Origin of the sequence: Streptococcus gallolyticus subsp. gallolyticus DSM 16831 (assembly GCF_002000985.1) — a bacterium.
GTDB classification, from domain to species: Bacteria; Bacillota; Bacilli; order Lactobacillales; family Streptococcaceae; genus Streptococcus; species Streptococcus gallolyticus.
This window is the reverse complement of sequence record NZ_CP018822.1, coordinates 1,278,947-1,300,174: the sequence shown is the minus strand read 5'-3', so window position 1 is coordinate 1,300,174 and position 21,228 is coordinate 1,278,947. Positions and strand designations below refer to the sequence as shown.

Genomic DNA, 21,228 nt, shown 5'->3' with positions numbered 1-21,228 from the left:
ATAACTCCTGAAAAGTGATAAGAAGACTTAGCAAGCCTAATGCTCGCTTGTGAATCCATTCTTATCTTCTGTCCTTTTGCCTGAGAGTTTGAGTTGACAAAGGTCAACCTTGCCCCTTCGGCGCCTAATCTAGATAACCCAATTAGCAATCAGTAAGTAATACAAAGTCCTTAAAAACACTACTGACTCTAGTGGAAATTCTAGCTGTTATCAAATCATTTGATAACAAGGTCTCTCCAGAAGTCCGTCCGTCACCCAGTCCTGTCTATGACACCTGAGAGCGTAACTCCTTCGGCGAAAGGCAAGCTTTCTTCTCCTGAATGACATCATTCGGTTTGCTATTTAATTCGTTTACTATCTTAAAGCAAAATCCGAACTTTGTCAATAGTATTTTTTGTAATGTTTGGGAAAAATGTTATTTTTGAAATAATTAAGGAACAATTTGCAACAAAATATTAATAATCTTGTCGATGTCAGGTGAGGTGATATTGGCGTAATTAATGATAAAATCCTTGTCAGAATACGTGTTTTGGCAACGATAATAGCGCGATAATGGTGTCATCTGCAGTCCATGTTTTTTAGCCAATTGGCAAATTGTTTGTTCAGATAGGTCACTTTGAATATGCAAGATGAAATGCAAACCCGATTCTTGCTCATGAATGCTTATTCGTTTGTTTAGCGGACTTGTCATCAAACGATGAATCAATTCATCACGTTTTTTCTGATAAAAGAGCCGCATACGATTTAAATGCTTTTCAAAATACCCCTCTTGAATAAAGTAAGCCAAGGTGTATTGTTCCAGATTAGAAACGGTATTGTTGTAAAAACTTAGCTTTTCTTCAAATGTATCTAATAATTGAGGTGGAAGTATCATGTAACTTATTCGCAGTGTGGAAGCAAGGCTTTTGCTGAAAGTGTTGATATAGATGACTTTTCCTGAACTATCAATTTCTTGGAGGCTCGGAATGGGCAAGCCTTGAAAACGAAATTCACTATCATAATCATCTTCAATAATATAGCGGTTACCTTGACTTGCCCAACTAAGCAATTCGTAACGTTTACTAATAGAAAGAATGGCACCAGTCGGAAATTGATGAGAGGGCGACAAATGAACAGTATCAGCTGTCGATTTTTTGAGTTGAGCCGTATCAAGTCCGTCATTTTCCATAGGAATATAGATAGGATTAATATTAAATTGTCGGTAGATTTCGGTGATTTTAGGATAACTCGGTTCTTCTAGAGCAACGGTTCTATCCAGCCCCAGAAGTTGAATCAAGAGCGTGTAGAGGTATTCAGTCCCAGCTCCAATAATGATTTGCCTTGGGTCAACAGCCATTCCCCGATAATCATTTAAATGGTTGGCAATAGCTTGCCGAAGAAGTGGCACACCTTTACTAGGAGAAGGAGTGACCAGCTCATTTTGACAATTATTGAGGACTTGGCGGACTAATTTTGACCAAGTGGCAAAGGGAAATGTTTCAGAATTCGTCTGATTATTGCTAAGGTTTAAGGTCGGTTTTGTCTCATCTGGCATGCTTGCTGGAGTTGAAACTAACCTTACTGTCTTTTTAACTGGCGGACGATGTGGCTTAATATTAGCAACGAAAAAGCCTTTTTTAGCTTGACTGTAAATGTAGCCTTCAGCTTTTAATTGTTGATAGCTGGTTTCAACGGTGACAATGGAAATGCCCAGATGTTTAGCCAAACTACGCTTAGAAGGTAATTTATCATTTGCTTTCAATGTGCCATTTGTAATGTCTATTTTAATAGCGCGGTAAAGTTGTTCGTAAAGCGGAATTTTTCCGTGATTATCCAAAGTGTAAGTAAGCATAAATCTCCAATCTGACCTTGTAAAAAAGTTTTAAAATGGCACTTGATACCATGTCAGTTTTTATTATAATGAAAATCAATTAAAAAGTAAATGAGGTATTTCTTATGACAAATCAACGTTATCAACTCAACAAACAATTGGCTCAAATGCTTAAAGGTGGGGTTATTATGGATGTGACAACACCAGAACAAGCTAAAATCGCTGAAGCTGCTGGTGCTTGTGCCGTTATGGCACTTGAAAGAATTCCAGCTGATATTCGAGCCGCAGGCGGTGTTTCTCGCATGAGTGACCCAAAAATGATTAAAGAAATTCAAGAAGCGGTTTCTATTCCAGTCATGGCAAAAGTTCGCATTGGGCATTTTGTTGAAGCTCAGATTTTAGAAGCTATTGAGATTGATTACATTGATGAAAGTGAGGTGCTTTCACCAGCAGATGACCGTTATCATATTGATAAAACAAGCTTTGAGGTGCCTTTTGTTTGTGGTGCTAAAAATCTTGGGGAAGCCTTACGCCGTATTTCTGAAGGCGCTAGTATGATTCGTTCAAAAGGTGAACCTGGTACAGGCGATGTCATTCAAGCTGTCCGTCATTTGCGCCGAATGAATCAAGAAATTGCTCGCCTTCAATCACTTCGTGATGACGAATTGTACCATGCCGCAAAAGAGCTTCAAGTGCCATATGAATTAGTCAAAGAAGTGCACGAAACTGGAAAATTGCCAGTTGTTTTATTTGCCGCAGGTGGTGTGGCGACGCCAGCAGATGCAGCGCTAATGATGCATTTGGGTGCAGAAGGTGTCTTTGTTGGTTCTGGCATTTTCAAATCAGGTGACCCAGAAAAACGTGCGCGTGCGATTGTGCAAGCTGTGACAAATTACCAAGATAAAGCATTGCTTGCTAAATTATCAGAAAATATAGGCGAAGCCATGGTTGGGATTAATGAAGATGAAATTCAACTTCTTATGGCTGAACGTGGAATTTAAGGGAGAAATGTATGGTTTTAATTGGTATATTAGCTTTGCAAGGTGATTTTGAAGAGCATTGTCAAAAAGTGCGTGCTTTGGGAGAGCAGGTGATTGAAATTAGACAAAGAGAGGATTTACAAGCTCCCTTAGACGGCATTATTTTACCTGGTGGCGAGTCAACTGTTCAGGGAAAATTATTGCAGGATTTGAAGTTGCTTAAACTATTGCAAGACAAAATAGCAGCAGGTTTACCAGTTTTTGCAACCTGCGCAGGTTTGATTTTATTAGCAGAGAAAATTGAAAATCAACAAGAAAATTACCTTGCGACATTGCCAGTGACAGTTAAACGAAACGCTTACGGCAGGCAATTAGGCAGTTTCTACACAGGGCTGGATTTTTCAGGCTTGGGTCAACTGCCAGCAACTTTCATTCGCGCGCCTTATATCAGCAAGGTCGGTAAAGGGGTGGACATTCTGGCTGAAAAAGACGGAAAAATTGTTGCGGTTCGCTATCAAAATCAATTGGGACTTGCTTTTCACCCAGAGGTCGATAGCGATGACAGTATTCATGCTTATTTCCTAAAAATTTGCCAAACAAAGTGAAAGCAGCCAACACTATTTTCCAAAAAATGGTACAATAGATAAGCATTATCTTATATGACTAATTAATCTAGAGAGGAATAAAACTCGGATAATTTGCTTATTTATTTAGCGAAATAGTGACATCCGTGGTATTTTACGATGAATCCTTTATTAAATGGTATGAATGACAAGCAGGCAGAGGCTGTTAAGACAACGGAAGGTCCGCTTTTAATCATGGCGGGAGCTGGTTCTGGTAAGACACGTGTTTTAACGCATCGTATTGCTTACTTAATTGATGAAAAATTTGTAAATCCTTGGAATATCCTTGCGATTACCTTTACGAATAAAGCGGCGCGTGAAATGCGTGAACGTGCTATGGCGTTAAATCCTGCGACGGCTGATACGTTGATTGCAACTTTCCACAGCATGTGTGTGCGAATTTTGCGTCGTGATGCTGACCACATTGGCTATAATCGCAATTTTACGATTGTTGACCCAGGTGAGCAGCGCACGCTCATGAAACGTATTTTAAAAAATCTGAATCTCGACCCTAAGAAATGGAATGAACGTGCGATTCTTGGGACAATTTCAAATGCCAAAAATGATTTGCTTGATGAGGTAGCTTATGAAAATCAAGCAGGTGACATGTACACGCAAATTGTTGCCAAATGTTATAAGGCTTATCAAGAAGAATTGCGCCGCAGCGAAGCAATGGATTTTGATGACCTTATCATGTTAACGCTTCGTTTGTTTGACCAAAATCCTGATGTCTTGGCTTATTACCAACAACGCTACCAATACATTCATGTAGATGAGTATCAAGATACTAACCATGCGCAATATCAATTGGTGAAACTTTTGGCGTCTCGTTTTAAGAATATCTGTGTTGTTGGTGATGCTGACCAATCCATTTATGGTTGGCGTGGTGCAGATATGCAAAATATCCTTGATTTTGAAAAGGATTATCCAGAAGCAAAAGTTGTTCTATTGGAAGAAAATTATCGTTCAACCAAGAAAATCTTGCAAGCAGCAAACGCGGTGATTAATAACAATCGCAATCGTCGTCCGAAAAAATTGTGGACGCAAAATGCTGACGGTGAGCAGATTGTCTATTACCGTGCGCGTGATGAACGTGAAGAAGCAGTCTTTATCGCTTCTACGATTGACAATATTGTCCGCGAAGAAGGCAAGAACTTCAAAGATTTTGCAGTTCTATACCGTACCAATGCGCAATCACGTACCATTGAAGAAGCTTTGTTAAAATCAAACATTCCTTATACAATGGTTGGTGGAACAAAATTTTACAGCCGTAAGGAAATTCGTGATGTGATTTCATACCTCAATGTGATTGCAAATACTGCGGATAATATCAGTTATGAACGTATCGTCAACGAACCAAAACGTGGCGTTGGTCCTGGTACCCTTGAAAAAATTCGTGATTTTGCCAATATGCAAAACATGAGTTTGTTAGATGCGTCTGCTAATATCATGCTTTCTGGCGTAAAAGGAAAAGCAGCACAAGCGGTTTGGGATTTGGCGAATCTGCTCATGAAACTTCGTGATGACTTAGACCAGATGACTGTTACAGAATTGGTCGAAGCTGTTCTTGACAAAACTGGTTACCTTGATGCCCTTCGTGTGCAAAATACCCTTGAAAGCCAAGCGCGTATTGAAAATATCGAAGAATTCTTGACTGTAACTAAGAATTTTGATGATAATCAAGAAGATGCCCCAGAAGATGAATCTGGTATTGACAAACTAAGTCGTTTCTTAAATGATTTGGCTTTGATTGCTGATACTGATGACGGTGATGCGGAAACTGCAGAAGTGACCTTGATGACTTTGCACGCTGCCAAGGGGTTGGAATTTCCAATTGTTTTCTTGATTGGTATGGAAGAAGGCGTCTTTCCACTTTCTCGTGCCGCCGAGGACCAAGATGAATTAGAAGAAGAACGCCGTTTGGCTTACGTTGGGATTACACGTGCAGAACAATTGCTTTTTGTAACCAATGCTAACACACGTACTTTGTTTGGTAAGACAAGCTATAACCGTCCGTCACGTTTTATTCGTGAAATTGATGACGAATTATTGCAATACCAAGGTTTAGCACGTCCAGCTAATTCATCATTTGGTGTTCGTTACAGCAATAGTAGTGATGAGCAATTGACTTTCGGACAAGGCATGAGCTTACAGCAAGCTCTTCAAGCACGTAAAGCAAAAGTTCAACCAACATCAAGTCGTGGAGCGCAGCCATTTTCAAAATCTGGCAAAGCTGTTCCAGTTGGTCAATCAGCTAGCGCTTCAAAAGAAGCGGTCGATTGGCAAATTGGTGACATTGCTCACCATAAAAAATGGGGTGACGGTACCGTTCTAGCCGTTACAGGAAGCGGAAAAACACAAGAACTTAAAATCAATTTCCCAGAAGTTGGTCTTAAAAAACTACTAGCCAGCGTCGCACCGATTGAGAAGAAATAAACAAGTATAAATCAAAAGGAATCTGAGACAAAACTCAGGTTCCTTTTTAGCAAGATTTTTAATCAGTATTAATTGTTTTGCTCGGTGTTGAGAATCTAAAGATAATGACTGCTACAATAAGAAATGTAAGCCAAGTGAATGTGATGTTCCACGAAGATAAGCTGCTAAATAAAACGGTTCCGACAGGAAGTGACAAGGTGAATAAAAAAGACAAGAAATTATTCGTCTGTGCTAAGGTATTAGCAGGAAGTTTGCTTAGTAATAGAGAATTAATTTTAGGATTGACTTTTCCCACCAGATAACTCGCGAATGCTAGTAGCAGCACACCGAAAATTAACGGTAGGTGAATGAGGTTAGACAGACCAACGAGAAAGAAAATAACGGCATTAATTTTTAGCAACTCCCTAACTGATTTTTTAGAAAAGTAATCGTGTGGCGTTAAGCTTCCTATCAGAATACCACCAACTAAGATAAACTCAATAAGAAGTAGCGCTTGGCTGTAAGAGAGGTGACCGATTTTGGCAGTCAGTAGCCAAATATTATAAATGGCATTAAGTGAGCCACCAAGCATATTTAAGCAAAGAATTGACAGAAGCAGCCGACTAAAATCTGCTGTACTAGCTTCATTGAAAATCAGCATCACATTATGGTATAAAGCTGAAAATTGCTCTTTTAATGACTGTTTTTTTCCATTGGGCAAGACATCATAATTGGTGTTATCTTTGATGAGTAATACCACTAGTGCTGATAGTAAAAATGATAGCGCATTAATGAGTGCGACAAGTGAAAAGTTCTGCTTAGAAACCGTTAACAACCAGATGCCCAAGGCTTGTCCAGAAAAACTGCAGATGTAAGAGATGAATTGTGTAAAGGAATAGGCTTCGATTAAATCTTCTTGGCGAACGTATTTCTGAATAATGGGCATCCGCAGACCATTTGAAAAGTCACTTAGCATATCACTAAGAATGTTAAACAGACAAATAAAAGAAAAAGCAAGCAAACTAGGCTCATTGATTATGAAAGCTAAGAATGTAAAAATAATTGCTTGAACGAAACCTGTGATAATAATCCATTTCTTTTTAGCTTGGGTTTGGTCAGCTTTTATTCCAATCCAAATGGTAAAGAGCGTCGGAACGACCATTGTCACATTAGCAATACTCACCATAATTTTCGAATGAAAAACGGTAGCAGCATAGACGACAAAAACAATATTGTACAAGGAGGAGCCGATAGTATTTAGAAAACGAGAAACGGTCAAAAGGTGGTAAATTTTATTTTTAAAAAATAATCTCATGATTTTGTCTCCTTAATTGATTTTGAAACATTATAATATGATTATCTTTTAAGGAAACAAAATGTTGAATATATTCAAACAGCTCTGATTATGGTAAAGATGAATAGTTCTTAAATTTAACCATTAACAGCTAGACAAATATAAAAAAAACAGTCCAGTGGACTGTTTTTTCACGAGCCCGAAAATGAGAAAGCGAGTTAAGTCCAGTGGACTGTTTTTTCACGAGCCCGAAAATGGGAAAGCGAGTTAAGTCCAGTGGATTGTTTTTTCACGAGCCCGAAAATGAGAAAGCGAGTTAAGTCCAGTGGACTGTTTTTTCACGAGCCCGAAAATGAGAAAGCGAGTTAAGTCCAGTGGACTGTTTTTTCACGAGCCCGAAAATGGGAAAGCGAATTAAGTCCAGTGGACTGTTTTTTTGTACTTATAAATGAATCAAATCTCTATTTGTGAACGTTGAGCATGAAAATAAAATTTTTCTCAAAATAAGCACTTTGAATATATTCAAAAAATATACCTAATCGTCATTGCCTTTAATGGCGTCTTGCATGCCAGAAGTGTAATAGTCAGCAGCTGAATGACATTCTAAAATCCGTAAGACGTGGATAGCCTCTTCCATTTGCTTCTTACCAGCTTGCTGCTGCCCTTGTTTGTAGCTAAATAACCCCTTTGCCCATAGATAAACAATACGATAATAAGCTTCGCTTTCTTGGTAAAAATGCTTTTGAATTTGTTTGTCGAAGTAATTAGCATTGATAAAATCATTTTCATCAATACATAGCAGAAACCCATTGAGCAACATGTTATGAATGATTTTTCGATTTTCTTTGATTTCTCCTAAAAAATCAGTCTTTCGGAGACATTCTCTAGCGTACATGGTAAACAAATCAGGAGTTAATAAGGTAGAGCAAATAGAAAGTAATGTCAGCTCATAATTGCCCCAAATTTCAGTATCAAAAAGGTAATTATAAAGAAAAGTTTCCTCTTTCGCTGTTAGTTCAACAGTCTCATCAAAGGCTTTCAAATGTGCTTTAACAATTAGCGCATATATCATTCCTGTCTCTTCATCTTGCTGTTTTTTAAGTTCACTTTCATACAATTTTTGTAAACCAGCACTATCAAATTTTTCCTCACAAGCATAGATTTTCTCTTGTAATTCTACCAAGTCGCTTTTTAAAAATCCTCTAGTCAGATAAAGAAATTCATTGATTTCAATGTGAGTATTTTCAAGTGCTATAAATAATTTTTGAGCAGAAAGGTCATTCTTTCCGCTTTCAAATTTTGAGAGCATTGAAGGAGAGAATTGCCCACCAGAGGCTTTAGCTAGTGAGATATGTCTAGCTTCTCTTAATTCTTTGAAGGCCTGCCCTAAATATTTCATATTTTACTCCATTTTAAAAGTTCTTTTGTACAAATTATACCCTTTTTTTATCAATTGACAACTTGCTGGGCAGATTTTTCTTTATCTAAAATTTTCTGAAAATTATTGCGCTTTCAAGGTGAATGTGTTATAGTTAATTTTGTAATTAAATAAAGACATTTGGGGTGCGTAAAAGCTGAGATTATACCCATTGAACCTGATGCAGTTAGAACTGACGAAGGGAAATGTGTGAGTAACAACGTTTTTTTGTTGTGCTAAAAATCGATAGAAAAAATACTTTAGTATTGCAATACTAAAGGGATTATTCTGCAGTTTTTCAAGATAAAAATGACTCCATTTGAAGTTTTCAAGTGGTGTTTTTTTATGCTTGTTTTGGCTGAGTTTTTGGCTGCCTATTTGTCAGGAAAGGAAGACAAATGACATTTAATCATGTTCATCGTTTAACGGTTTTAGCCATTATGGTTGCTTTAGATGTCCTGTTGACACCACTTTTTCGGATTGAGGGAATGGCATTTATGTCTAGCGTCGTCAATATCATTGCAGGAACATTTATGACACCGTTGTATGCAGCTACTATGGCATTGATTGTTGCGGTGATTCGTATTTTGACACAAGCAGGAGTAGCAAGTGTGGCACCGTTAGCCATCTTAGGAGCGGTTCCTGGGGCGGTTTTAGCTGCTTATTTTTACCGCTTAACCAAGAGACCAATCATGTCGTGGATGGGGGAGTTTCTCGGCACTGGTATTATTGGCTCGATTCTCTCTGCACCCGTTATGAACTGGTATTGGACAATGACAGCTAATGGTGATAATGAGCTCTTGGCAAAAGCTTCCGCAGCACAATCTTTATTTCTTTTTATGCCAAGATTTATTTGTGCCACGCTTATCGGTGGTGCGCTTGGATTGACTGTCGTTCATGGATTGAGATACTCTGCTTATTTTGTTAATTTAGAAAATTTATATTTAAAGCCAAGTAAAAAATTAGGAGAAAAATAATGACCAGTAAAGCTAAGATGTTTGATGGTTATGCTAATGCATATGACCAATGGTTTATGAAAAATGAAAATGTTTTTGCCAGTGAATTAAAGTTATTGCACCGTACGCTTGAACCGTTGGAAAAGAAAACGATACTTTCGATTGGTTGTGGTAGTGGGCTTTTTGAATCTGCCTTGAAAAGAGAATATGGCATTCATGTCCAATATGGTGTTGAACCGTCAACGGATATGGCAAAAATCGCCCGCAAAAGAGGAATGACTGTTTTTATCGGTGATGCTGAGACAAGCGAATTAGCGGAAAATAGCTATGATGTGATTTATCTAAATGGTTGTTCAAGTTATATCAAAAATTTGTCAGCAGCTTATCAGAATTGTCACCGTGCTTTGAAAAAAGGTGGGCATTTGATTTTACTTGATGTTCCTGTTGAAAGTGCGTATGGCATTTTGTACAAATTTGCGGCGCATGTTGGGTCATATGAGAAAGAATTATTTGAACAAATCGCACCAACTTTCCCTTATCCAATCGAACTTGTCAGCTCTGCCATTTTCCATTCACCACTTGAGAAAGAAAATATCTTGCGTGAGGAGCTAGGAATGACAAATATCCGTTATTTCCAAACATTGACAGCGCAGCCGATTTACACAAATGATTTTGTGGAAGAACCAATTGAAGGGTACGACAAGGGTGGTTATGTGGCGCTTGTCGCTGAAAAATAAATAATGAAAACGATAATCTTTTTTGACCTTGATGGAGTGATTTTTGATTCCTATGGATTGTGGGATAAGGCTGTTGAGGACTTTTTGAGTACGGTGAATTTGACTTATACCACAGAAATGAAGCAGAAGTTGTGGCAATTAAATATGCTAGAGGCAGAACATTATTTGAGAGAACTTTTTGGCAAGCAAGGGCAAGCTTATCAACCAGAAATTTTAAAAGCGATTTTGCTTCAATTATACGAAACGGTCGATATTATGGAAAATGCGAAGTGCGTTTTAGCAGCTTTGGTTAGGCGTGGTTGCAAGCTTTATGCAGTGACTTCTAATTATTATGATTTGGCTGAAATTGGCTTGAAATCACAGCAGTTGTTGCCGTATTTTACGACCTTATATTCGTGTTTAAGTATGGGATATGCTGATAAAGAGCAGGCATTTTTTCAGGAAATTCTCGAACAAGAGCGCCTGAATGCTAATCAGATTATTTATGTTGAGGATAGTCTTGCAAATCTCAAAGAAGCTAGAAAACTTGGTGTGACAGGGATTTATTTAGCAAATTCTGATAACCCGCAAGCTGGTCAAAATGACACATTTGTAACGATTGATTCACTAGATGAATTGACAAAAATAGTAAAGGAAATGAACAATGATTGTAAATGAATTAAAAAAACGTAGTGAGATTTTTATTGAGAAAATTGTAGAGGATGACTTTATTCAGGGCATGATTACGGAAAAACTACCAGCTGAGGCAATTTGTCATTATCTGAAAGCTGATTCTGTGTATTTGGATAAATTTGCTGATATCTATGCGCAACTTTTTGCAAAAGTTCCAGATAAAGCTAGTAAAGAATTTTTCTTAGGGCAAATTGATTTTATTTTTAAACATGAGGTGGGAGCACATCACTTTTTGGCTCAAGTAGTGGGGCAAGATTATGAGGAAATAATTGCCGATAGAGCTTGGTATCCTAGTGCTGACCATTATATCAAACACATGTATTATCAGCTAAATCGTGATAATCTTGTCTATATTTTGGCTGCCATGCTGCCTTGCCCATGGATTTATCAGCAGGTTGCCAAACGAGTGCTAGCAAGTGGCAAGATTTCTGATGATAATCCGTTTAAAAATTGGCTTGATTTTTATGGTCAAGAGGGTGTGGCAGACGCTTGTTTGACGGTTTATTTTGATTTAGTAGCGAAATACAGTGAACGCTTGTCCGCAGATGAACAAAAAGAAGTGATTCGTGTGTTTTTGGAAAGTTGTCAGCATGAACGTCAATTCTTTCAAATGGCAGTTGAGCAGGAAGAATGGCCAGAGGAGGTAAGAAATGTCTAAATTACAAGTAGCGTTAACGATTGCAGGAACTGACCCTAGTGGTGGTGCAGGAATTATGGCAGATTTGAAAAGCTTTCAAGCGCGTGGGGTCTATGGTATGGCTGTTGTTACCAGCGTTGTGGCACAAAATACCCAAGGTGTGCAAGCCATTTGTAACCTTGACCAGTCGATACTTGATGCTCAGCTAAAAAGTGTGTTTTCCGATATTCCTCCACATGCTATTAAAACAGGTATGTTAGCCGAAGTTGAAAACATTGAACGTGTCAGTCAGTATTTGAATACTATTGATTGTCCTTACGTTTTAGACCCCGTTATGGTGGCGACGAGTGGTGACCGTCTGATTAGTTTAGAAGCTGTGCAGGCGCTCAAAGAAAAATTGCTGCCGCTTGCAACCATTATCACGCCCAATCTACCAGAAGCAGAGGTGCTTTACGGACAAGAATTAAAAGATGAAGCAGCGATCTTACAAGCAGGAAAAGCTATTCAAGCTGACTATGGCGTGAAAAACGTCGTTATCAAGGGTGGTCATTTAGAAAATGAAGCCAAAGACTTTCTTTTCCTAGAAAATGGTCAAGTCGTGACATTTTCATCTGAACGTATCCCTACCAAACACACACATGGAACGGGTTGTACCTATGCTGCGGTCATTACTGCTGAGTTAGCTAAAGGACAGTCAGTAGAAAAAGCTGTGGCAACTGCCAAACATTTCATTACAGAAGCTATAAAGACGGCGCCAGAATTGGGACACGGCAACGGACCAGTTAATCATGTGAGCTACAAAGGAGATTAGATGACTTATTTAGATGATTTGAGACAAAACCACCCTTTGACAATCTGTTTAACCAATCAAGTCGTCAAAAATTTCACGGCTAATGGTCTGTTATCGTTAGGTGCTTCCCCTGCCATGAGTGAGTATCAGGCAGATTTGGAAGATTTTTTGCCGCAGGCTAACGGTCTGTTGGTTAATATCGGCACGCTTAATGACAGAAGCTGGCAATTGTACAAGGATGCCTTGGATATTGCAGAAAAATATGATATTCCCACGGTTTTAGACCCTGTGGCTGCTGGCGCGGGTAAATTTCGTCAACAAGTAGCACTTGACTTGATTGAACACCACCGAATTTCGCTTTTGCGAGGAAATGCTGGAGAAATTGCTGCGCTAATTGGTGAAAGAGTGGCTAGTAAGGGGGTTGATTCTGCACAAGTTGATGACGTTGGAAAACTTGCTTTGCGAGCCAATCAGATTTTGCAACTCCCTATCGTTATTACTGGAGAAACGGACGCCATTGCTGTTAATGAGAAAGTTTTATTATTACACAATGGTAGTTCACTTATGCCATTAGTGACTGGAACAGGTTGTCTTTTAGGTGCAGTGTTAGCGGCATTTATCGGGCTGGCTAAAGAAAAGGATTTATTAGCTTGTTTGGAAGAAGCATTATCAGCTTATAATATCGCAGGTGAATTGGCAGAGAAGAAGCTTAGCGAACCGTTGCCAGGAAGTTTCCAAATTGCATTTTTAGATGCTCTCCATCAGGTGACAAACACGGACATAGAGCGATTGAAAAAAGTTGAGGTCTATCATGGATAAAGAAATCTTACAAGTTTATTTTATTTGTGGCACAGCAAATTGCCCTGAAGGAAAATTTTTAGAGATTTTGGAAGCTGCTTTTAAATCAGGGGTGACGTGTTTTCAATTTCGTGAAAAAGGTGCTAATGCTCTAAAAGGCGACGAAAAAGTGGTCTTAGCTAGAAAAGTTAAGGAACTTTGTCGTAAATATCAGATACCTTTGATTATCAATGATGATGTGGATTTAGCGCTAGAACTTGATGCGGACGGCATTCACTTAGGGCAAGATGATTTGCCAATTACCAAAGCGCGCCAGCTTTTTCCAAATAAAATCATCGGCTTGTCTGTCGGCTCGACCATAGAATACCAACGCTCGGCTGTTGAATTAGTTGATTATATTGGCGTAGGACCGATTTTTCCAACCTCATCTAAAAATGATGCAGGTGAGGTGATTGGCTTAAAAGGTTTAAATGACGTTAGAGATTATGATAAAGAAATTCCAATCGTGGCGATAGGTGGTATTACTTTTGGAGATGTGGCAGCCATAAAACAATCTGGTGCAGACGGTGTGGCGGTTATATCTGCCATTGCACAGTCCAAACAAGTAGAAGTTGACACTCAAAGACTTAGCAGTTTCTTTGACTAGGAGGGGTATAGTTTAAAACTATATCTAGTCTTTTTTAATAAATATTAGTCAAGATTAATAAAAGAGTGTAAAATGTATGTACATTTTAAAAAGTTTAGATTGGAGTTGCCTATGACACGAAAATACAATTTTGAAACGTTACAATTACACGCTGGTCAAACTGTTGACCCAACAACGAAATCACGTGCCGTTCCGATTTATCAAACAACATCTTATGTTTTTGAAGATGCTCAAGAAGCTGAAGATTTATTTGGCTTGAAAAAAACAGGGAATATTTATTCACGTATTGGAAATCCAACTGTGGCTGTTTTTGAAGACCGTCTTGCAGCTTTGGAAGGTGGGGTTGGCGCTCTTGCGACTGCATCTGGTATGGCAGCAATCACTTATACTGTCCTTGGTTTAGCACATGCAGGTGACCATGTCGTTGCAGCAACAACGCTTTATGGTGGAACATTCAATCTTCTAAAAGAAACATTGCCACGTTATGGTATCACAACAACGTTTGTTGATGTTGATAATTTGGAAGAAGTTGAAGCAGCTATTCAAGATAATACAAAATTGGTCTTTATCGAAACACTTGGTAATCCTTTGATTAATATCCCAGATATTGAAAAAGTGGCAGATATTGCCCATGCACATAAGATTCCTCTTGTGGCGGATAATACTTTTGGCACTCCATATCTTATTAATGTCTTTTCACATGGGGTAGATATTTCAGTTCATTCGGCAACTAAATTTATCGGTGGACATGGGACAACCATTGCTGGTGTTATTGTTGACTCTGGTAAATTTGACTGGGAAGCTTCAGGAAAATTCCCTCAATTTGTAGATGAGGACCCTTCTTATCACAATATCAGCTACACACGTGACATCGGTGCGGCAGCTTTCATTACAGCATTACGTGTGCAAATTTTACGTGATACTGGTGCAGCTCTATCTCCATTCAATGCTTTCTTGCTCTTACAAGGACTTGAAACGTTGTCATTGCGCATCGAACGCCACGTTGAAAATACGAAGAAAATTGTTGATTTCCTAGAAAATCATCCAAAAGTTGAAAAAGTGAATTATCCAAGTTTGCCATCAAGTCCGTATTATGAGTTGGCACAAAAATATCTGCCAAAAGGAGCAGGCTCAATTTTCACTTTCCACGTAAAAGGTGGTCAAGACGAAGCACGCCAAGTTATTGATCATTTGGAAATTTTCTCTGATTTAGCCAATGTAGCAGATGCAAAATCTCTTGTTGTCCACCCAGCGACAACAACACACCAACAATTGTCTGAAGAAGATTTGTTAGCTTGCGGTGTCACACGCAACCAAATCCGTATTTCTGTCGGACTTGAAAATGCTGACGATTTGATTGAAGACTTACGTTTAGCATTGGAAACAATCTAAAATAGCTATTCATTCTATCTATGGGTAAAAGTAACCGACCTGTTTAACGCAGGTTGGTTTTCTCTTAATCTCAAAACTATAATTGATGTTTATAGCTATTTATAAAATATTAGTATGCCTAAATCCCTTGTTTTTAGGGGCAGTAAGTTATATACTGTATAAACAATTTTTATTAAGCACTAAGGAGCATTGTATATGGTGAGTTTTAATGATGTTTTGTCAGCTGTGAAATCAGCAAAATTAGTTAATTTATCGCATCAGATTGATGAAAATAGTCCACATTTTCCATTGTTACCTAATCTTAAGAAAAAAGATGTTTTTACGTTGAAGGACGGCTTTCATGTTCAGGAATTTTCCGTCGTTGGACAGTACGGAACGCACATTGATGCTCCGATTCATTTTGTCGCTGGCGGAAAGTGGTTAGATGAGATTCCGCTAGAAGATTTACTTTTGCCGCTTTATGTTATCGATAAATCAGACGCTGTCGCTGCTAATCCGAATTATGAATTGACAAAGCAGGATATTTTAGCATTTGAAAAGTATCATGGGAAAATTCAGCCTGAAAGTTTTGTTGCCTTTCGTAGTGATTGGTCAAAACGCTGGCCGTCTCAAGAAGCCTTGACTAATTTGGATGAGAATGGGGTGCAGCAAACACCAGGCTGGTCAAGAGAAGCGCTTGAATTTCTTATTCATGAACGTCATGTAAAAGCAATTGGGCATGAAACGTTTGACACGGATAGCGGTCAAGCTGTTGCCAATGCCGGCGGAAAGCTTCAGCAAGAATATTATGTGTTAGAACAAGGCATATATCAAGTTGAGGTCTTGGCTAACTTGGATAAGTTACCACCAACGGGTGCTCTCATTTCAATTGCTTATCCGAATTGGAAAGAAGCGACAGGTTCACCAGTCCGAGCAATTGCCTATATTTTTGAAAATGATGTTACTGACTAAACTTGTGTTTTGAAATCATGTGATACGCACCAAGATGATTAAATTCAACGCAGGTTTAGAGAGAATTACAGGTCTTACAATTTCCAAACAAATCGTTCGTTAAAAATAGTAAAATTGGTTACAATAGGGAAAAAATGAATTGTGGCTTGACCTTTGGCAAGATAGTATTTTTTATTTATTGAGCCATGGCAAACTGCGCCTTTTCTAATGGAGGATTTACTTATGACAACATTTCTTGGAAAGCCTGTAACTTTAGTCGGGCAACAATTGCAAATTGGGGAAACAGCGCCAGATTTCACCTTAACAACAACTGATTTGGCACAAAAAAGCTTATCAGATTTTGCTGGTAAGAAGAAAGTTATTAGCGTTATTCCGTCAATTGATACAGGAATCTGTTCAACACAAACTCGGACATTTAACAAAGAATTATCAGATATGGAAGATACCGTTGTTATTACTGTTTCAGCCGATTTGCCATTTGCGCAAGCACGTTGGTGTGGCGTAGAAGGCTTGGAGCGCGCAGTGATGATGTCCGACTACTATGACAATACATTCGGAAAAACCTATGGGCTTTTGATGAAAGAATGGCATTTGTTAGCGCGTGCCGTATTGATTTTAGATGAGGATAATAAGCTTGTTTACGCTGAATACCTTGAAAACGTCAATTCCGAACCAAACTATCAAGCCGCCATTGAAGCCGTAAAAGCATTATAAATGTCAAAAACTCACTTAAATAACTAAGTGAGTTTTTGACTGAAGAAAAGTTTTTTTGAATACTTCCCTTAGGTGGTGCGGACGTCAGCGACTTCCTGCGGAATTCCATGCCTAAGTTTTGAGTCTGAGGTCTCAAAACTTCCGTGCGGCTGATTGTATTGATGGTTCAGCCACTTTCACCACGGCGGTAAGTATCGTTTTGTTGGGAGCAGAGCTTGCAAATAGTCCTAAAATTAAACAGAGACAATAATTATTTATAGCTTATCTAAGTTAAAAGTAAGTTTGTCTGTATTCTGAACTCACTTAAATAACTAAGTGAGTTTTCATGTTTTCAAATCATTTTTTCTAGTGCGGCGACTTTTAGGATAATGTCTGTGATTTCTTCGGTACTTTCTTTGCCACCATTGGCTACCCAGAGCGAAATGATGCTTTCAATGCTTGACAAATATACTTCCAAGGCATACTGGTAGGGAATATCGTAGTAGGCAGTGATTGTCTCCTTGAATTCAGGAACAGTCAGAAGAAATTCATAGACAAAGTCCTTGATTGTTTTTGGAAAATCAACATAAGCTGATTTTGAAATGGCATAGATAAATTCAAAATTTTCTTTAACATAGGTTAATGTTCGAAAAAGAACTGCACGTGTGTCGGTATAAATGCTTTCATCACTTAAAATATGAAATAAATCATCCAGAGTATCATTTTTGAACTGGTCTGCCATATCGTATTTATCAACATAGTGCAGGTAAAATGTTCCGCGGTTTATTCCCGCGGTTCGTGTCAAATCAGACACTGTAACCTCTTCAAAATTCTTCTCCAACAGCAATTTCGCAAGGGCTTGCTTGAGGTAATTTTCAGTTTCAGTATGACGTTTTTTCATAATGAGTAAAATCCTTTTATTAATTTCTTAAATGAACAGAATGTCTATTTTTGTCCTTGTTTAATCTTCGTGCAAATTATATAATAAACCTCGAATTAAATCAACATGTTGTTCAAATAAGACTTTGAAGAGGAGACTATATGGCTTACATTGAAATGAAGCATTCTTATAAACGTTATCAAACTGGTGATACAGAGATTATTGCTAATAATGATATTAATTTTGCGATTGAAAAAGGTGAATTGGTTATTATTTTAGGGTCGTCTGGTGCAGGAAAATCAACTGTCCTTAATATCTTGGGCGGCATGGACAATAATGACGAGGGACAAGTGATTATTGATGGTGTTGATATTGCTAATTACAGTCAAAAGGAGTTGACAACCTATCGTCGAAATGATGTTGGTTTTGTTTTCCAATTTTACAATTTAGTTCCGAATTTAACCGCCAAAGAAAATGTTGAATTGGCTTCGGAAATCGTTGTAGATGCTAGAGATGCTGAGCAAACCTTGATTGATGTCGGGCTAGGAAAACGTCTGAATAATTTCCCTGCGCAGCTGTCTGGTGGTGAACAACAACGTGTTTCCATTGCGCGTGCAGTCGCTAAAAATCCTAAATTATTGCTGTGTGATGAGCCGACTGGAGCGCTCGATTATCAAACAGGAAAGCAAGTGTTGAAGATTTTACAAGACATGTCTCGTCAAAAAGGCTCAACGGTTATTATCGTGACACACAATTCTGCCCTTGCGCCAATTGCTGACCGTGTCATCCATATGCACGATGCCAAGGTGAGCAGTATTGAGCTAAATGAACACCCACAAGATATTGAAACGTTAGAATATTGAGGTGGAGAAGATGGCGAAAAAGACTTATTGGAAAGATATCCGAAAATCATTTGGCAGTTCAAAGGGACGTTTTTTATCCATTATGCTTTTGATGATGTTGGGTGCGTTTGCCTTCGTTGGTTTGAAAGTAACTGGACCTGACATGCAGGCAACTGCTAGCCAATATTTGAAAAAACATAATACAATGGACTTGTCTGTCATTGCAAGTTACGGCTTTAGTGATGATGACAAAGAAGAACTAGATAGTATTAAAAATGCCGATGTTGAATATGGTTATCTGACAGATGTTACCGTTAAGAATACTGATGATGCTATTCGTGTATTTTCAAAAAGCACAAGCATTTCTACCTACGAACTTGTATCAGGAAGGCTTCCAAAATCATCTGACGAAATTGCGCTTGCTTCAACGATGAAAGATGATTATAAAGTTGGCGATACGATTAGCTTTACGCAATCAGATGAGGATGGAATTTTAAAAAATACCACCTATAAAGTCGTTGGTTTTGTGAATTCATCTGAAATTTTGTCAACGACAAGCTTGGGTTCTTCGACGGCTGGTGACGGTTCTTTGTCAAATTATGCTGTCGTTACAGAATCGGCTTTTGACACAGATACTTACACGATTGCTCGCATTCGTTACGACGATTTAAAAACGTTAAATCCATTTTCAGAAAGTTACAAGCAAAAAGTTGCAGATAAGCAAGATGAATTAGATGATTTACTCTCTGATAATGCTGAGCAACGTTTGGCAAGTCTAAAATCAGATGCACAAGCAGAAGTAGATGCTAATCAGGAAAAGGTTGATAGCGCGAAAGCGCAATTGGCTGCGCAGGAGTCGGCTCTTGCTAGTTTGTCTGCTGAACAACAAGCTGCCGCACAAAGTTCAATTGACCAAGCACAAGCTGAAATTACAGAGAGCGAAAGCGAAATTCAAGAAGCGCAAGCTAAAATTGATGCCATGACAGAGCCGACTTATACGTCATACACACGCTCGACATTACCAGGGGGAGAAGGTTATCAGACTTATGAATCTAGTACGTCAAGTATTAGCAGCATTGGGAATATCTTTCCTGTCGTGCTTTATGTCGTCGCTGCGCTGGTGACATTTACCACAATGACCCGTTTTGTTGATGAAGAACGCACCAATTCTGGAATTCTCAAGGCGCTTAGTTACAGTAATTCTGATGTTATTAAGAAATTTGTTATTTATGGTTTTGTTGCCAGCATGATTGGAACTGTTCTTGGAATAGTTGCTGGGCACTATTTGTTATCACGTATTATCGCACAGATTGTAACCAGTGACACAACGCTTGGTGAAACTCATCTTTATTTCTATTGGAACTACACAGCGATTGCCCTAGTCTTAGCCTTGATTAGTGCGGTTTTACCTGCCTTTCTCATTGCTAAAAATGAACTAAGTGAAAAACCAGCACAGCTGTTGCTACCTAAGCCACCTGTCAAAGGTTCTAAAATTTTCTTGGAACGTATTGGAGTTATCTGGCGTCGTTTATCATTCACGCATAAAGTTACTGCGCGCAATATCTTCCGTTACAAGCAACGAATGTTGATGACGATTTTTGGGGTTGCTGGTTCGGTCGCTCTGCTTTTTGCAGGACTTGGTATTCGCTCATCCTTAGGAAATGTTATTGAAAATCAGTTCACTAATTTAATGCCGTATGACATGATTGTCGTTAAAAACGATGATAACAGCAGTAGTGAAAATCAAGAAGTCAAAAATTTCATGGATTCAAATAAAGTATCGCAATACCAAAGTATCTATTTTACGACTTTATCAGAAACAATTTCAGGTTTAACCGATAAACAGACCGTATCAATTATGGTCAGCAGCGGTGATGATTTTGGTGATTTTATTCATTTGAAAGATGCTTCGAGTGGCGATAGTCTGACCTTATCTGATGATGGTATTATCATATCAGAAAAATTAGCTTCGCTTTATCATGTGGAGGCTGGCGATAGCTTTACATTGAAAGACAGTGATGGTAAAAAACATACCGTGAAAGTCGCTGCAGTAGCTGAAATGAATGTCGGGCATTATCTCTTTATGTCACAGAAAGTTTATCAAAAGATTTTCGGAGAAACACCTAATGATAATGCTTACTTGGTAACGTTGAAAAATGATTCTAGCAGTAATATTGAAAAGCTCTCAACGAAATTACTTGCCATGTCTGGTGTTTCAGCTGTCAGCCAAAATTCATCGCTAGTTAAAACGGTTAAATCTGTCGTTGCCTCTTTAAATGGTGCCATGACAATCTTAATTGTGGTCTCTATCTTGCTTGCCGTGGTTATTCTTTACAATTTGACGAATATCAATGTTGCAGAGCGGATTCGTGAACTTTCAACTATTAAGGTTCTTGGTTTCTATGACAAAGAAGTGACAATGTACATTTATCGTGAAACAATCAGCCTATCCTTAATTGGTATCATTGTCGGCTTAATTGGCGGGAAATACCTTCACCAAGTGATTATGGGAATGATTGGTTCGGATAGTATTATGTTTGGCACAACCGTCGGTTGGGATATTTACGTTATACCAATTGCAGTTATTGTTATCATTCTATTAGCATTAGGCTGGCTCGTTAATCATATCCTAAAAACAGTTGATATGCTAGAAGCGTTGAAATCAGTAGATTAATACTAAACAGGCTTTTGCCTG

General features: G+C 38.4%; 19 protein-coding genes and 2 riboswitches. Of the genes, 15 read left to right on the top strand and 4 right to left on the bottom strand.

Going from position 1 to position 21,228, the window contains the following annotated elements:
* Window positions 1–58 precede the first annotated feature (58 nt).
* Window positions 59–250: riboswitch (glycine riboswitch) on the bottom strand.
* Window positions 251–430: 180 nt separating this feature from the next.
* On the bottom strand, window positions 431–1,831 hold the full coding sequence (gene pdxR / locus BTR42_RS06545) for a MocR-like pyridoxine biosynthesis transcription factor PdxR (RefSeq protein WP_074657305.1): 1,401 nt from the start codon (window positions 1,829–1,831) through the stop codon (window positions 431–433).
* A gap of 104 nt (window positions 1,832–1,935) precedes the next feature.
* On the opposite strand from pdxR, the gene pdxS reads away from it, so the two are divergent.
* From pdxS to pcrA, 3 genes are all read left to right on the top strand, one after another.
* Window positions 1,936–2,811: a pyridoxal 5'-phosphate synthase lyase subunit PdxS gene (pdxS, locus tag BTR42_RS06540; protein ID WP_077496942.1), complete on the top strand. Its 876-nt coding sequence runs from the start codon at window positions 1,936–1,938 to the stop codon at window positions 2,809–2,811.
* An 11-nt stretch (window positions 2,812–2,822) separates the two neighbouring features.
* Window positions 2,823–3,395 (top strand): pyridoxal 5'-phosphate synthase glutaminase subunit PdxT, encoded by a 573-nt coding sequence (gene pdxT, locus BTR42_RS06535; protein ID WP_077496940.1) that lies wholly within the window; start codon window positions 2,823–2,825, stop codon window positions 3,393–3,395.
* 138 nt (window positions 3,396–3,533) lie between these two features.
* A complete protein-coding gene (gene pcrA, locus BTR42_RS06530; protein ID WP_012962001.1) occupies window positions 3,534–5,849 on the top strand; it encodes a DNA helicase PcrA in 2,316 nt (771 codons plus the stop codon).
* Window positions 5,850–5,907: 58 nt separating this feature from the next.
* Here the strand turns inward: pcrA and BTR42_RS06525 are convergent, their stop codons facing one another.
* Together BTR42_RS06525 and BTR42_RS06520 are read right to left on the bottom strand one after the other, a co-directional pair.
* The gene (locus tag BTR42_RS06525) at window positions 5,908–7,143 is read right to left on the bottom strand and encodes an MFS transporter (RefSeq protein ID WP_077496938.1); all 1,236 of its coding nucleotides are present in this window, start codon (window positions 7,141–7,143) and stop codon (window positions 5,908–5,910) included.
* Window positions 7,144–7,657: 514 nt separating this feature from the next.
* The gene (locus BTR42_RS06520; protein ID WP_077496936.1) at window positions 7,658–8,521 is read right to left on the bottom strand and encodes an Rgg/GadR/MutR family transcriptional regulator; all 864 of its coding nucleotides are present in this window, start codon (window positions 8,519–8,521) and stop codon (window positions 7,658–7,660) included.
* Between the two features lie 150 nt (window positions 8,522–8,671).
* A riboswitch (TPP riboswitch) is annotated at window positions 8,672–8,761 on the top strand.
* Window positions 8,762–8,937: 176 nt separating this feature from the next.
* Here BTR42_RS06520 and thiW point away from each other — a divergent pair.
* From thiW to tpx, 10 genes are all read left to right on the top strand, one after another.
* Window positions 8,938–9,516, top strand: a complete 579-nt coding sequence (gene thiW / locus BTR42_RS06515) for an energy coupling factor transporter S component ThiW (protein WP_077496934.1) — start codon at window positions 8,938–8,940, stop codon at window positions 9,514–9,516.
* A complete protein-coding gene (locus BTR42_RS06510) occupies window positions 9,516–10,232 on the top strand; it encodes a class I SAM-dependent methyltransferase (RefSeq protein WP_061458591.1) in 717 nt (238 codons plus the stop codon). Before thiW ends, BTR42_RS06510 begins: the two co-directional genes overlap by 1 nt.
* Before the next feature lie 3 nt (window positions 10,233–10,235).
* Entirely contained in the window at window positions 10,236–10,889 is a 654-nt protein-coding gene (locus BTR42_RS06505; protein ID WP_012961999.1) for an HAD family hydrolase, read from the top strand.
* Window positions 10,876–11,562: a thiaminase II gene (gene tenA, locus BTR42_RS06500; protein WP_077496932.1), complete on the top strand. Its 687-nt coding sequence runs from the start codon at window positions 10,876–10,878 to the stop codon at window positions 11,560–11,562. Before BTR42_RS06505 ends, tenA begins: the two co-directional genes overlap by 14 nt.
* Window positions 11,555–12,352 (top strand): bifunctional hydroxymethylpyrimidine kinase/phosphomethylpyrimidine kinase, encoded by a 798-nt coding sequence (gene thiD, locus BTR42_RS06495; RefSeq protein WP_077496930.1) that lies wholly within the window; start codon window positions 11,555–11,557, stop codon window positions 12,350–12,352. The genes tenA and thiD overlap by 8 nt, the downstream gene beginning before the upstream one ends.
* Window positions 12,353–13,150, top strand: a complete 798-nt coding sequence (gene thiM, locus BTR42_RS06490; protein WP_077496928.1) for a hydroxyethylthiazole kinase — start codon at window positions 12,353–12,355, stop codon at window positions 13,148–13,150.
* Window positions 13,143–13,775, top strand: coding sequence for a thiamine phosphate synthase (thiE, locus tag BTR42_RS06485; protein WP_039695258.1), 633 nt, complete (start codon window positions 13,143–13,145; stop codon window positions 13,773–13,775). The genes thiM and thiE overlap by 8 nt, the downstream gene beginning before the upstream one ends.
* Before the next feature lie 111 nt (window positions 13,776–13,886).
* Window positions 13,887–15,167, top strand: coding sequence for an O-acetylhomoserine aminocarboxypropyltransferase/cysteine synthase family protein (locus tag BTR42_RS06480; RefSeq protein WP_039695256.1), 1,281 nt, complete (start codon window positions 13,887–13,889; stop codon window positions 15,165–15,167).
* Window positions 15,168–15,362: 195 nt separating this feature from the next.
* Window positions 15,363–16,118, top strand: a complete 756-nt coding sequence (locus BTR42_RS06475; protein ID WP_077496926.1) for a cyclase family protein — start codon at window positions 15,363–15,365, stop codon at window positions 16,116–16,118.
* Window positions 16,119–16,340: 222 nt separating this feature from the next.
* On the top strand, window positions 16,341–16,832 hold the full coding sequence (tpx, locus tag BTR42_RS06470) for a thiol peroxidase (RefSeq protein ID WP_013643137.1): 492 nt from the start codon (window positions 16,341–16,343) through the stop codon (window positions 16,830–16,832).
* Window positions 16,833–17,163: 331 nt separating this feature from the next.
* On the opposite strand, the gene BTR42_RS06465 is transcribed toward tpx, so the two are convergent.
* Window positions 17,164–17,712, bottom strand: coding sequence for a TetR/AcrR family transcriptional regulator (locus BTR42_RS06465; protein ID WP_009854278.1), 549 nt, complete (start codon window positions 17,710–17,712; stop codon window positions 17,164–17,166).
* Window positions 17,713–17,852: 140 nt separating this feature from the next.
* Between BTR42_RS06465 and BTR42_RS06460 the strand changes: the two genes are divergently transcribed.
* Together BTR42_RS06460 and BTR42_RS06455 are read left to right on the top strand one after the other, a co-directional pair.
* Window positions 17,853–18,554: an ABC transporter ATP-binding protein gene (locus BTR42_RS06460; protein ID WP_009854277.1), complete on the top strand. Its 702-nt coding sequence runs from the start codon at window positions 17,853–17,855 to the stop codon at window positions 18,552–18,554.
* A gap of 10 nt (window positions 18,555–18,564) precedes the next feature.
* Window positions 18,565–21,207: an FtsX-like permease family protein gene (locus tag BTR42_RS06455; protein WP_077496924.1), complete on the top strand. Its 2,643-nt coding sequence runs from the start codon at window positions 18,565–18,567 to the stop codon at window positions 21,205–21,207.
* Window positions 21,208–21,228: the final 21 nt, after the last annotated feature.